The following is a 13,044-nucleotide window of genomic DNA, read 5'->3' as shown; positions in this document are numbered from 1 at the left end:
CTGTTCTGTCGCGCGCGGGCCGTGGCCGAACAGTGCCGACGGCCCGGCGGAAAGGTGGATGACCATGCCGGAGCATGATCCGGTCGGCGTGGACGCGGTGGACACACGTCTGCTGCTGGCCTTGAACGACGACCCGCGGGCCACCACGGTCGCCCTCGCCGAGCGGGTGGGGCTGTCGCGCAACACCGTGCAGGCCCGGCTGGCCAGGTTGGAACAGGGCGGCGCGCTGGCCCCGTTCGAGCGCCGGATCGAGCCCAGGGCGCTGGGATATCCCCTGACGGCGTTTGTCACCGTCCAGGTCACCCAGCGGCTGCTGGCCGAGGTCGCCGCCGATCTGGCGGCCATCCCCGAGGTGCTCCAGGTGTTCGGCCTGAGCGGCCCGGTCGACCTGCTGGTGCAGGTGGTCGCGCGGGACGCGGACGACCTCTACCGGATCGCCGGCCGGATCCTGGACGGACCCGGCGTGGAGCGGACCACCACCTCCCTGGTGATGCGCGAACTCGTCGGCCACCGGCTCACCCCCCTGCTCGAACGGGGCGCCCCGGACGGGTGACCCCGGCGAGCGGGCCGTCGGCGGTGACGATCACCCCGTTCCGGGGCGCCGGGCACGACCTCGCCGGACACGACTCCCCGCCTTCCGGCCTCCCTCGGGAAGATCGACTAGTTTCTTGGACAGCGCGCCTGACCATGACCCTGTTCTTTGGAGGCCAGAGATGGCTCCGGTCGTGTACCACCGCACCGCGGAGATCGACGGGCTGGACGTCTTCTACCGGGAGGCCGGACCGGGCGACGCGCCGGTCGTCCTGCTGCTGCACGGCTTCCCGGCCAGCTCGCACATGTTCCGCAACCTGATCCCGCTCCTGGCCGACCGCTACCGCGTGATCGCTCCCGACCACATCGGCTTCGGCTACTCGTCGATGCCCGCGCCCGGCGACTTCCCGTACACCTTCGACGCCCTCGCGGATGTCACGGAGGCGCTGCTCGAGCGGCTCGGCGTGGCCGGGTTCGCGATGTACGTCCAGGACTACGGGGCGCCGATCGGCTGGCGCCTTGCCACGCGCGCTCCGGACCGGGTGACCGCGATCGTCACCCAGAGCGGCAACGCCTACGAGGACGGCTTCGTGAGGCCGTTCTGGGACGGCCTCTTCGCCTACGCCGGGGCGCCCGGACCGGACACCGAACCCACCGTGCGCCGCGCCCTCACTCCGGAGATCACCCGCTGGCAGTACGAGAACGGCGTCGCCGACCCGAGCCTGGTCAGCCCGGACACCTGGCCCCATGACCAGGCCCTGCTGGACCGGCCGGGCAACGACGAGATCCAGCTGCGGCTGTTCCGCGACTACCCGGCCAATGTGGCGCAGTACCCCGCGGTCCACACGTACTTCCGGACCAGCCGGGTGCCGCTGCTGGCCGTCTGGGGCCGGGGTGACGAGATCTTCGGTCCGGACGGCGCCCGGGCCTTCCAGCGGGATCTTCCCGAGGCCGAGGTCCACCTCCTGGATTCGGGCCACTTCGCCCTGGAGAGCCATCTCGACACCATCGCCGGATACATCCGCGGTTTCCTCGGGCGGGTCCTGCCCGCGCCCTCCTGAACTCCGTCCGGTGCCGGCGACCCATCGACCGTTAGACCCTCTAGCAATAGAATGAATCTGTTAGGGTGTGGCTGTCGAGGGAGGACATGATGGGCGCCAACAAAACGACGGCGGCGACAGGTGCGGCTCGCAGCCCGATGCGGGCGCGGTACCGGGAGCAGGTCCGCGAAGACGTCAAGGCCGTGGCGTTGGACCAGCTGGCCCAGGGGGGCGCCACGGCGGTATCGGTCAACGCCATCGCGAAACAGCTCGGCGTCTCCGGACCGGCGCTCTACCGCTACTTCGCCGGCCGCGACGAGCTGCTCGCCGAGCTGGTCATCGACACCTACCACGACTTCGCAGCCGCCCTCGCCGCCGCCACCGACCCGGCCCTCGGCCAGGCCCCGGCGGAGCGGTTGCGCGCCCTGGCCACCGCCTGGCGGGCCTTCGCCCGCGCCGAACCCCACCGCTACACACTGATGTTCGCGCCGCCCGTGCCCGGCTACGACGCCCACAGCGAGCCCCTGGTCACCGCCTCCCGTGAGGTCATGGCCGTCGGGCTCGACGTGGCGGCCGACCTCTGGCCCCCTGACGACAGCCCGGCGGCGGCGCCGGGGCGCGAGGGCGACGTGGACCTGGACGCCGCCGTGCGGGCACACGAGGACATACTCGCCGCCACCGGAGCGGGTCCCGAGCAGCTTCGGCGTGTCCTCAGCGCCTGGACCAGACTGCACGGCTTCGTCAGCCTCGAGATCGGCGGCAACTTCACCTCCATGGGCATAGACGCCGACGCCCTCTTCGCCCAGGAGGTCAGCGCCCTGAGCGCGACGACGGCCTGAGCACGACGGCGGCCTGTCCGAGGCGCGCTCCCCCGGCCACGGGTCACAGCGTCGCGAAGGCGAGGATCTCCTCCATCACATCCCGGGGCAGCACGGGCGAGCCCGCGGCGGTTCTGGCCACCCACTCGTCCTGGTCGGCGAGCAGGGTGAGCAGGGCGGGCGTCGGCAGGCTCGGGTGGGCGGCCACCCCGCGGCGGACCCGGACGGACCCATCGGCCGCCAGCCCCTCGGCGAGCCCGGCGGGCAGGTCCGGGTCCCGGAGCGCGAGGGCCCGGATCCTCGGGTCCGGGTCGGTCGCGAACCGGCGCAGGGTCTCCGGGGGAAAGACGACGTGGTCGGTCGGGCTCCAGGGGTGCTTGCGGCTCGCGGTGTGCCGGCGTTCGATGCGCTCGGCCGTCACCGGGTCGAGGTCGGGCGTCCGGCGGGCCACGGCCGCGCGTACGGTGCCGTCCTCGTCGTCGAGCAGCCGGGCGACGGCCTCCGCGGGCAACGGGCCACTCATCGCCAGGGACCGGCGAAAACACACATAGGGCGAGTCGACGTGGTCGAGCGGGGCGGCGGACACCCACGGGAGGTGTCGATGGCCCAGCCCCTGGTACGCGACGTAGGACGCGAAGTCCTCCTCCTCCGACGCGATGAGGCCCGCCCCGGCCCGCTCCGCCCCGGCGCGCAGCTCCGCATAGATCGAGGCGCGCCGCCCCTCGGGCGTGTCCTGGCGGGCGAAGACCTCCGCGCGCACCAGCGGGTCGGGGTCCCCGGCGAGGGTCTCCCGCAGCTCCGCCGGCAGATCGGGGTGGGCCGCGACGGCCGCGCGTACCTCCGGGTCCTGGTCCGTGGCCAGCTCACGGGCCGCGTCGGGACCGAGGTCGAGGTGCGCCACCACGCCCGCCCGCGTCACCGGGTCGGCGAGCAGCGCGGGGTGGAGATCGGCGGGCGGCACCGGGTGCGGCAGCCTGCGGAAGTAGGTGGCGCAGGCCGCCGCCCGGACGTTGGACTCCGCGTCGGTCAGCCAGATGCGCCGTATCTCTTCCGGCGCGCCCGTCCACCGCTGCGCGAGCCTGGCGCGGACCGTGGGGGCCGGATCCCGGGCCAGCCGGGCGCGGAGGTCGACGGGCACGTCCTCGTTCTCCGCGGCCGACTCCCGTACCTCCACCGACGGGTCGGCGATCAGCCGCTCCCACACCTCGCGCGGCAGCTCCTCGCGGAACGCGATCGCCGCCCGGGCCGAGGTGTCCGGGCTGTTCGCCAGGCGGTGTTTCACGCCCGGCGGGATGTTCCGGTTGCAGGCGAGCGTGTGCACGAGGACGGTGTCGCCCAGCGCGACGATCTCCTCGGCCAGTTCCTCGGTCAGGTCCGTGCGCCACATCACCGCCTCGTCGCGGGTCGCCCGGTGGCCGAGCAGGCGGCGCAGCAACGCGGGCGGCAGGGCCGGGTTCCGGGCCAGACCCAGCAGGACGGCGCCGAGTTGGGCGGGGAGAGGCAGGGGCGGCCGCATGGCGGTCATCCTAAGCAGCGGCCACCGGGAGGATTCAGACGGTGGCGGTGTTCCGGACCGCCACCTCCCGGCACGGGCCCTCGCCGTCGCCGGGGTTGACGTCCGGGTCCTCGCTGCCCATCCAGAACGTGCCCCCGGGCAGGCGCACCGCGTGCGCGCGCGCCATCGCCAGCGAACTGGCCGCTCTGGATGCGGCCTGACGGACCGCCAGGCGGTCCATCGCCACGTGGCCGAATCCGATCGGCAATCTTGTGAAGTAACTGAGAAGATTGAGGAGGTCATGCAAAGATGACGCTCACCCGGGAGCCGACCACCCGGGTTCGAGGAGAAAACCCCGTGAGATCTCGGACGTTGAGCCGTTGCTCAGCCGTTGCCGCGACCGTGCTGTCCGCCGCGCTGCTGCCCCTGTCCGCCGCCCACGCCGCCGACGCCTCGGCGCCCGCGGCCCCGCAGCCGAACGCCGACTCGTTCGGCCGAATAGCGGACGCCGTGCTGACCGACCGTACGGCCGCGCTGCTGGACCGGCCCCAGCTCGCCCGTACGGCGCAGAAGGCGCAGGGTAACGTGCGGCTCTCGCCCGCGCTTTCCCGCACGGAGAACACCACCCTGGCCTCCGTGCGGGGCACGCGCGCCCGGCTGGCCGAGTTCGGTGAGGCCTACAGCGACGCCGACACCGAGGTGACCGTCGACAGCACCCGCGTGGAGGGGCAGCGCGCCACGGTCCGCGTCACCGAGGCCACCATCCTCACCTACCGGAAGATCCGCGGCGACGAGCCCCCGACCACCGGCTTCACCGCGCACCACGAGCTCACCTTCACCGCGCAGACGGACGGCACCTGGCAGCTGGAGGGCGTCCGCCGCACGGACAAGGGCCCCCGCGCGGTCAACGAGCCCGTGCCCGCGGCGAGCTCGGCGCCGGTGCGCCCCACCGCGATCATCGACGCCCCGCGCGCCGCCATCACCCTCCCGGCGCCCGCCAAGCCCAAGAACCTCGGCAGCGGCACCACCTACGACTACACGGCGATGGCCACGTACGCCGAGAAGTACTGGAAGAACTACAACACCGCCTACCGCCGCTTCAACAGCGCCGGCGGGGACTGCACCAACTACATCAGCCAGTCCCTCTTCGCGGGCGGCTGGAAGAACGACACCACCTCCACCGAGGACTACGACACCTGGTGGTACAGCACGTCGGGCCAGTCCGACTCCTGGATCGGTGTCAACGAGTGGTCCTGGTTCACCCAGACCGCGAAGCGGACCACCGCCCTCGCGAACGCCTACCAGATGGACCTCGGTGACGTCCTCCAGGTGGACTTCGACAAGGACGGCGCGAAGGACCACACCATGATCACCTCGTACCGGAGCACCAGCGGCGTCCCGTACCTCACCTACCACGACACCGACACCTACCGGCGGTCGCTGTCCAGCCTCATCTCCTCGTACCCGAACTCCGCGTACTACGCCTACCGCACCTGACACCGCGCCACCGCCCCGGCCCGCTGTTCCCCCCTGTGGCGGGAACAGCGGGCCGGGGCGCTCCCGTCAGCGGGCGGCCGACATCCGGCTCGCCATGGCGTGTTCGATGAGGGTGATGAGGGCGTGTTTGCTGGACTCGCGGGAGCGCGCGTCACACATCACCACCGGCACATGCGCATCGAGGTCGAGTGCATAGCGCACCTCGTCGGCGTCGAAGTCACAGGCGCCGTCGAAGCGGTTGACCGCGACGACGAACGACGTGCCGCGGTGCTCGAAGTAGTCGACGGCGGGGAAGGAGTCCTCGAGTCTTCGAGTGTCGGCCAGCACGATGGCCCCGAGTGCGCCGAGAGCCAACTCGTCCCACATGAACCAGAAGCGGTTCTGTCCGGGCGTACCGAAGAGATACAGCACCAGGTCCCGGCTGATCGTGATCCGGCCGAAGTCCATGGCCACAGTCGTGGTGGTCTTCCCCTCCACCCCGCTGAGGTCGTCCACGCCCTCGCTCGTCCGCGTGATCACCTCCTCGGTCTGAAGCGGGGAGATCTCACTGACGGCACCGACCATGGTGGTCTTCCCGGCGCCGAACCCTCCGGCGATCAGGATCTTGACCCCCGACGGGAGACTGCCGGAACCGGGATACGGCTCAGAGCCTGCGAATTCCATCAAGTACCGCCTGAAGAACGTGGATTTCCGGGGCCTCCGCCAGCGCGATCGGTGCGCGTGTGTGGATGGCTCCCATGTCGAGTAGGTCTCCGAGCAGGACCTTGGCCACGGTCGCGGGCAGGTCCAGCCGAGCGGAAATCTCGGCGACGGAGAGCGGGGTGCCCGTGCACATACGCAGGATCACGATGTGCTCCGGCTCGAGACCATGGCGTGCCGTGTCGGCGTTCGTGGCGATGATCAGGGTGATCAGGTTGAACTCGTCGCGACTCGGCCGGGTCCGGCCGCCGGTTCTCGCAAACGAGCGCACGATGGGGCCTGCGTCCACGTCCCACCACGAGTCCTCCGGTTCGGACATGGTTCCTCACCTCAGAAGGGCGACGGCGAAACCGCTGCCGCCTGTCGAGGCGCCGCGGCGAGATAGTCACCGACACGCTTGACGATCAGGTTCATCTCATAGGCGACGAGGCCGACGTCGATGTCGGCCTCGCCGAGGATGGCGAGGCAGGCACCTCGTCCCGCACCGGTCACGAACAGAAAGCAGTTCTCCAGTTCGACGATCGTCTGACGCACGGGCCCTCCGCCGAAGCGTCGCCCGACGCCCCCGGCCAGGCTCTGGAAGCCCGAGGCGACCGCCGACATGTGTTCGGCGTCTTCACGGCCGAGATCGCGCGAGTTGGCGATCACCAGTCCGTCGGCCGACAGCACGAGGACGTGCCTGGTCCTGGGAACCCTCCGGACGAGATCGTCCAGCATCCAGTTGAGGTCGGTTATCTGCTTCGGCATCTGTGTCATCGCGGGTCCCACTGCCCTTCTCCGGCCGGCCGGTTCCCGGCCTCGTCGTCTTGTCCGCCGTCTTGTTCCCGCTCCGCGTCGACACGCCCCCGGTACGACTGACGCTGGTACATCGACATCAGTCGGCGTGCCTCGTCGGCCGACCGCTCCGCGGGCGCCGCCTCGGGCTCCGGGGAGGTCACGGGATGGAGCAGTTGCGGCTGCATACTCGCCTGGCGAACCCGGCGAGGCAGCTGTCTCGACCCTCGCTGTGGCCGTTCCGGACGCGCCGTGCCGGTGTCCGGGTGCGGAAAGTCGTTGCGTATCGGCGTGACGTCGTCGGGCACGTGCGGCTCCTCCCCGCCGGGCGGCGTCTGCACCGTCTCCAGGCGGGGCGGCGGCGTCCCCAGGCGCGGTGGCGGCGTCTCTCGGTGTGGTGACGTCCCCTCTGGACCCGGTGGCATCGAAACCTGCCCGACGCCGCCTGCCCACGTGGGCGAGTCGGCCGACAACCGCGTGTTGTCCGCCACCGGCGCCACCGCCCCGGCCATCACCTCGGCGCGGTCGTGGTTCGGAGCGTGGGTCTCGATCCCCTCGATGAGCTCCGGCGGGGCCAGCACGATGGCCGAGGTGCCCCCGTATGGTGAGGGACGCAGGGTGACCATGATGTTGTGGCGGGCCGCCAGCCGTGCGACGACGAACAGACCGAGACGGGTGTCCTGCGTGAAGCCCATGACATTGAACTCGGGCGCCGCCGCCAGCAGGCGGTTGGCCTCCTCACGCACCTCGTCGGCCATGCCGATGCCACGGTCCTCGATCTCGATCGCGAGCCCCTTGGGCACGACCTCGGCGTGGATCGACACGCTCGTGTGCGGCGGGGCGAACGTCGTCGCGTTCTCGACCAGTTCGGACAGCAGGTGCATCATGTCGCCCGCCACCGGGCCGGCGAGCCTGACCTCGGGAATCCCGGCCAGCTTGACCCGGGAGTAGTCCTCGGTCTGTGCGGCCGCGCCCCGCAGGATCTCGGTCAACTGCACCGGCTGACGCCAGCGCCGGGCGGGTATCGCGCCGCCGAGGATGGACAGGTTCTCGGAGTTGCGCCGCATCCGCGTGGCGAGGTGATCCACCCGGAACAGCTCGGCGAGCAGATCGGGATCATCGCTTCCGCGTTCCAGCGTGTCCAGCAGGGCGAGCTGGCGGTGCACCAGTCCCTGGCTGCGCTGCGCGAGGTTGAGGAACACCCGGCTGAGGCCCTCGCGCGTTTCGGCCTGCTCGATCGCCGCGCGCACGGCGATGCGCTGCGCCGTGGCGAACGCTCCGGCGACCTGCCCGATCTCGTCCGGACCCTGCCCGATTTCGGGGACGGCCTCGGTGAGGTCGACCTTCTCGCCCTTCTCCAGCCGGACCATGATCTGGGGCAGTTGCTCGTCGGCCAGCCGCAGCGTCGCGCCGCGAAGGTCCCGGAGCCGACGGATCAGCGCCCGTGAGATCAGCACGGAGATCAGCACGGCCAGCGCGATGGCCAGCAGGGTTCCCGCACTGGTCACGATCACCGAGGTCATCAGGGTGTCGACACGGTCGTTGGCGTATCCGACCGCGAATTCCACCTGGTCCAGGGTGAGCTGCTGCAGGCCTTGCGCCACCTCGAGCATCGAGGTCTGCCAGCTCTCGAAGCGGGTCGGGATCCGGCCGGACTTCATCGCCGACCGCTCCGCGGCGGCCAGCGTCGACCAGTCGGGGCCGGCGGTGATGGCTTTATAGCGCTTGGCCTGCTCTCCCCGCAGTGCCGGCGCCACGACCTTCCACTGTTCCTGCTGCACGCCGACGAGCCGGTTGAACTGCCGCTGCTCCTCGGCGGACATTCCGGTGGGCGACGTCAGTCCCGCGGACAGCACCGCGTTCTGCCGGGAGAGGCCCTCGAGTGCGCGGAACAGATCCGCGGCGGTCGTGCCTTCGTTGAGCGACTTGGAGTCGTTGGTCAGGCGGGCTTCCGCCTCGAAGTACGTCATGCCGGTACTCAAGGCGCCGGTGTAGAACTCGTATGCGGCGCCGTAATCCACCTTGCGCGCATCGATCTGCTGCCGGAATCCCGGCAGCATCTCGAGGCCCTTGCTGATCTGCCCGAAGATCCGTTTGAGAGCGGGCGGGTTGCTCTTGACCACCGGCCCCGCGGCCTCGCGCATCGCCGCCAGCTTCCGGTCGGTGTCCGCGCGCTGCCGCTCCAGCGGCCGTCGATCCGAGCCGGGCCGGGCCAGGTAGATCATCGACAGCCGGCGCTCCTCCTGAAGCGCCACCATCGCGGTCTCGCTCTTGACCCCCACCCTTTCCACGTCCCGCACGGTCTGCCGCAGGTCCAGCGCCTCGTTGAACCCGTTGACCGTGTAGGTGCCCCACAGCGCGGTCAGGGCCAGGCTCGGGACCGTCACCAGGACGAGGACGCGGGTCCGGATCGACCAGGGGCCTCGAGGCCCGCGTGCCGGGAGAAGGACCCGCCGGGGGGCCGCCCGCTGCCTGGCCCGGGCCCGTTTCCCGCGTCTGCCCGCGGTCGACCGGGCCTCGCGCCCCTGCGAGGGGGGCTGCGTGGGTGAACCCGAGGTAGGGGTCCCCTCGGCGTTATGTGGTGAATCAGACAGCAAGTCGAATATTCCCCTGCTTGGTGGAAACCGGAGCGTGTAATCCCCCGTATGACGTCGGCGCCCAGGGTGCCGGAACCCGGGGCGCCGATGTCGACGATTCGCGCACACAAACTCGTCAATTCCCGCACGGGGGCCTCGGGGCGCGCGTGAACGGCAGCAGACTGCCTTCAGCCGCAGCGGTCATCCGGGCGGAGGACCTTCCGCCCGGGATCGGCGGCAGCTCTCCCCGGCCGGGGAGTGCCGGTATTCACTGGGCGTGATGTCATGGAATTGACGGAACATACGGGTGAAGACGGTGGGATTCTCAATTCCGACAGACCGGGCGATCGCGGCGATGGAGCGCTGTCGCTGCCGAGGACTCGCCAGGCTTCTGCGCGCCTCTTCCATCCGGGTCTCACGAATATGCCGAGCCGGTGACGTGCCGCCTTCCCGAAAGACGACCTCGACGTAGCGCACGGAGACTCCGAACGCCGCCGCCACCGTCTTCGCGGACAGGTCCGGCTCGGCGAGATGACGCCGTATGAAGTCCCGCATGCGCAGGAGTTGCGCGCGGTGTCCGAGCAGACCGTTCACCCCGGCCTGGTCGGCGAGCTCATCGGACCGCAACACGGAGAACATCAATTCGCGCACCGTATGACCCAATTCAGACAGTGTATCCGGGTCGAATCGTTCGCCGCCGACGCATATCTCCGCGATCGCGGCACGCAGAACACGCAGCACTGGATTCTCTGCGGCGATGCGGCGCCCGACGCGTTCCCTGTCGACCGGCATGACCCGTGCCACGTCCGCCCGGGGCAGCGTCAGCACGAGGTGATGGGCGAACTCGTCGGCACTGAGCTGGAAGGGGGCCGTGCTGTCGAGCAGCACCGCGTCCCCGCGACGCAGCTGGGACCGCACATTTCCATGGAACGATGAGCTGCTTTCCTGGGCGATCGACAGGAGATAGAAGTCGTCCTGGTTTCCGACCAGCATCCTGGGTGCGCGCACCACCCGCACCGGGTCGGAGCCGACGTCGGTCAGGGTGAGGAATCCCAGGTCGAACTGGCGGGCCCAGCCCGTGTAGTCCGCACCGTCTCCTGTGCCGCCGATCGGGATCGCGTCGAGTTCGACCAGGGCGGCGTGCAGCATTCCACGCCAGGCGTCGACGTCAGGCGCCCCTCCCCGGGGCATCCCCGGGGTGTTGGGAGGCAGGCTCATCGCACGGTCCTTTCTTCGCGGGAACTGAGCGATCCAGAAATGTACAGAGCGGATGCGCGGATCGTCGGTTCATGACGGGTTTGAAAGCTCACTATGTTCTCCGCCGCTCCCCTTCCTGGGGGCGGTCGCAGCGGAAGCTGCACACAGGAGGTTGACATGCGTAGGGCCGTCGTACTCGGGGGCAGCATCGCGGGACTGCTGGCTGCCCGGGTGCTCAGTGATCACGCCGACGAGGTGCTGGTCCTCGAGCGGGATGACGTCGCCCCCTCGGGCGCCTTCGGAGGCGACAGGGAACCTCGGCCCGGTGTCCCGCAAGGCACCCAGATGCACGCTCTGCTGGACGCGGGCCGCCGGAGGATCGACCAGTGGTTCCCCGGTTTCGCCACCGAACTCGTCGCCGACGGTGCCACACTCGCGGACACGGGCTCGAGTGTGCACAGTTACCTCGAGGGCAGTCTCAAGGTGCCGGTCGACGGCGTGGAGATGATCAGCGCCACGCGGCCCTTCCTGGAGGCACACCTCCGCCGCCGGGTCATGGCGCTCGACAATCTGCGTCTGGTCAACGGCCGCGTGCGCGGGCTGGCCTTCACCGGCGAACGGGTGAGCGGCGTACGGTACGCGGGCACCGGCACGGCTGATGAGGAAGTCCTCGACGCCGACCTGGTGGTCGACGCGACCGGCCGCGCCAGCCGGATCGGAGCCTGGCTACAGGAGGGCGGTTGGCCCGAGCCCACGACGCGGCGCATGCACGTCGATCTCGGCTATGCCACCGCGCTGTTCCGCCGCCCCGAGGGCCCGCACGGCGCGACGTTGGCCCAGTCCCTGGCGACCCTGCCGGATGGCCGGCTGCGGCTGGGCACCCTGGGCCGCGTCGAGGGGGATCGGTGGATCGTCCTGGTGGCCGGGTATGCGGACGACCGCCCGGGCCGGGGCATCGAGGAGTTCCTGCTCCGCTGCAAGGAGGACCCGGCGGCACCGTTCCGCCAGTTGGCCGAGGACGGCGAGCCGATCGGAGAGCCGGTCAGTTACCGGCATCCGGACAATCGACGGCGCGACTTCCACCTCCTGGACCGGTTCCCCGCCGGGCTCATCGCGACCGGTGACACCCTGGCCTCGTTCAACCCCATCTACGGCCAGGGCATGTCCTCGGCCACGATGCACGCCTCCTGCCTCGCGGCCTATCTCGAATCCGGGCCGTCCTTGCGGGATCCGGCGTGGTCGTACTTCAAGCAGACCCGAGCCGTGGTAGACGACGCGTGGCAGACATCCGCACTCAACGACCTGAAGCTGCCGCACGTCCCCGGACCGCGGCCACGGGGCTTCAAGGTCGCCTCCCGGCTCAGCGACCTCATCGTCCGGGCGTCGGTGACCGATCCGGTGATACACCGGCGCTTCCTGGAGGTGATGCACATGCTCTCCCCCGCGAAGACGCTGATGCGTCCCGGAACGCTGATGCGAGCGGCGAGGGCGGTGCGCAAGCGGAACACCCCCGCGGCCGGTGCACCGCTCAACACCGCCGCGTGACGAATCCGATCCCATCGGGTCGGCTCACGGCGGGGTGAACAGCGTCGGAAAGCGGGGCGCGAGCCACGGCTTGCGCCCCCAGGCCAGCACGTGGCCCCGGGCGAGCGCGCCCCACGGGCCGAGGCGGCCCAGCGCCATCAGGAAGAAGGCCACCGGCTCGGTGAGGATGGTGCAGTCCGGCCGGCTCGGCGGGCACGGGCTCACGGCTATCGCGCCGTCGGTGAAGGTGGTGCCGAAACGGGCGCCACCCCTCAGCCGGATGGTGTAGCGCGCCGTGAGCCCGGCGGTGGCCGCGGCGTCGACGACCCGCTCCATGGCCGTGAGCAGGAAGGGCAGGGTCAGCTCGACCCGGACGCGGTCCACCATATGCGGACGGCCCAGCGCGCGGGCCAGGTCATAGCCGTGGCCGAGCATATGCGTCAGCAGATACGACCCCAGGACGTCCAGGCCCATCGGGCCCATCGGGGTGTCCAGCTCGCCCTGCGCCGCGGGCCGGGATGCCGCCGCCTCGAGAAACGCGTCGGCCTGCTCGACAATCATGGTGGCCAGCGGCTCGGCCCGGCGCTCCGTGAACGCGGCGAGCGCACGCTCATTGGCCACGGCCAGCCCTTCCCGCGTGCCGTCCCCGTGGGTGCGCGCCTTCCCCGCCGCGACATCCGCCATCAGCCCATTGGCCTGCGCCAGATGCGCCGCCGCCTCCCCGACCGACCACCGCGACCCGGGCACCGGAACCCCGGTGTCGGCCGCGCCGCGCAGCACTGCGGCGATGTCCTCGGCGGTGGCGCGGATCGCCTCGCCCAGCCCCGCGGGCCCCAGGCCCTCGATGTTCTGGCCACTCACGGACCCCATCGCTCTCCCTCTCGAACCGGATG

Annotated in this window: 13 protein-coding genes; 5 read left to right on the top strand and 8 right to left on the bottom strand. The window is 70.7% G+C overall.

Features of this window, described 5'->3' with window-relative positions; genetic code table 11:
- Positions 1-64: 64 nt before the first annotated feature.
- The 3 genes from ACZ4WQ_RS09120 to ACZ4WQ_RS09110 all read left to right on the top strand — a co-directional run bounded on the left by ACZ4WQ_RS09120 (position 65) and on the right by ACZ4WQ_RS09110 (position 2,410).
- Positions 65-553, top strand: a complete 489-nt coding sequence (locus ACZ4WQ_RS09120) for an Lrp/AsnC family transcriptional regulator (protein WP_311722276.1) — start codon at positions 65-67, stop codon at positions 551-553.
- 160 nt (positions 554-713) lie between these two features.
- A complete protein-coding gene (locus tag ACZ4WQ_RS09115; RefSeq protein WP_398374358.1) occupies positions 714-1,592 on the top strand; it encodes an alpha/beta fold hydrolase in 879 nt (292 codons plus the stop codon).
- An 89-nt stretch (positions 1,593-1,681) separates the two neighbouring features.
- Complete coding sequence (locus tag ACZ4WQ_RS09110) at positions 1,682-2,410, top strand: TetR/AcrR family transcriptional regulator (protein ID WP_398374357.1); 729 nt, start codon at positions 1,682-1,684, stop codon at positions 2,408-2,410.
- A 43-nt stretch (positions 2,411-2,453) separates the two neighbouring features.
- Here ACZ4WQ_RS09110 and ACZ4WQ_RS09105 read toward each other — a convergent pair whose 3' ends face one another.
- The gene (locus ACZ4WQ_RS09105; protein WP_398374355.1) at positions 2,454-3,905 is read right to left on the bottom strand and encodes a hypothetical protein; all 1,452 of its coding nucleotides are present in this window, start codon (positions 3,903-3,905) and stop codon (positions 2,454-2,456) included.
- Positions 3,906-3,939: 34 nt separating this feature from the next.
- On the bottom strand, positions 3,940-4,131 hold the full coding sequence (locus ACZ4WQ_RS09100; protein WP_398374354.1) for a hypothetical protein: 192 nt from the start codon (positions 4,129-4,131) through the stop codon (positions 3,940-3,942).
- A 110-nt stretch (positions 4,132-4,241) separates the two neighbouring features.
- Here ACZ4WQ_RS09100 and ACZ4WQ_RS09095 point away from each other — a divergent pair, with 110 nt between their 5' ends.
- Complete coding sequence (locus ACZ4WQ_RS09095; RefSeq protein WP_398374353.1) at positions 4,242-5,381, top strand: amidase domain-containing protein; 1,140 nt, start codon at positions 4,242-4,244, stop codon at positions 5,379-5,381.
- A 66-nt stretch (positions 5,382-5,447) separates the two neighbouring features.
- Here the strand turns inward: ACZ4WQ_RS09095 and ACZ4WQ_RS09090 are convergent, their stop codons facing one another.
- The 5 genes from ACZ4WQ_RS09090 to ACZ4WQ_RS09070 all read right to left on the bottom strand — a co-directional run bounded on the left by ACZ4WQ_RS09090 (position 5,448) and on the right by ACZ4WQ_RS09070 (position 10,579).
- Entirely contained in the window at positions 5,448-6,044 is a 597-nt protein-coding gene (locus ACZ4WQ_RS09090; RefSeq protein ID WP_385337586.1) for a GTP-binding protein, read from the bottom strand.
- Positions 6,025-6,399: a DUF742 domain-containing protein gene (locus tag ACZ4WQ_RS09085; protein ID WP_311722268.1), complete on the bottom strand. Its 375-nt coding sequence runs from the start codon at positions 6,397-6,399 to the stop codon at positions 6,025-6,027. The genes ACZ4WQ_RS09090 and ACZ4WQ_RS09085 overlap by 20 nt, the downstream gene beginning before the upstream one ends.
- Positions 6,400-6,410: 11 nt before the next feature.
- Positions 6,411-6,827 carry a roadblock/LC7 domain-containing protein gene (locus ACZ4WQ_RS09080; RefSeq protein WP_385337589.1) on the bottom strand — a complete coding sequence of 139 codons (417 nt, stop codon included), beginning with the start codon at positions 6,825-6,827 and terminating at the stop codon, positions 6,411-6,413.
- 5 nt (positions 6,828-6,832) lie between these two features.
- Complete coding sequence (locus ACZ4WQ_RS09075) at positions 6,833-9,451, bottom strand: sensor histidine kinase (RefSeq protein ID WP_398374352.1); 2,619 nt, start codon at positions 9,449-9,451, stop codon at positions 6,833-6,835.
- A 180-nt stretch (positions 9,452-9,631) separates the two neighbouring features.
- A complete protein-coding gene (locus ACZ4WQ_RS09070; RefSeq protein WP_398374351.1) occupies positions 9,632-10,579 on the bottom strand; it encodes an AraC-like ligand-binding domain-containing protein in 948 nt (315 codons plus the stop codon).
- Between the two features lie 225 nt (positions 10,580-10,804).
- Here ACZ4WQ_RS09070 and ACZ4WQ_RS09065 point away from each other — a divergent pair, with 225 nt between their 5' ends.
- Positions 10,805-12,172, top strand: coding sequence for an NAD(P)/FAD-dependent oxidoreductase (locus tag ACZ4WQ_RS09065; RefSeq protein WP_311722264.1), 1,368 nt, complete (start codon positions 10,805-10,807; stop codon positions 12,170-12,172).
- 24 nt (positions 12,173-12,196) lie between these two features.
- On the opposite strand, the gene ACZ4WQ_RS09060 is transcribed toward ACZ4WQ_RS09065, so the two are convergent.
- A complete protein-coding gene (locus ACZ4WQ_RS09060; protein ID WP_398374349.1) occupies positions 12,197-13,021 on the bottom strand; it encodes a maleylpyruvate isomerase family mycothiol-dependent enzyme in 825 nt (274 codons plus the stop codon).
- Between the last annotated feature and the right edge of the window lie 23 nt (positions 13,022-13,044).

It is taken from the genome of Streptomyces sp. NPDC028305, assembly GCF_055569495.1.
This window is presented reverse-complemented; position numbering and strand designations above follow the sequence as displayed.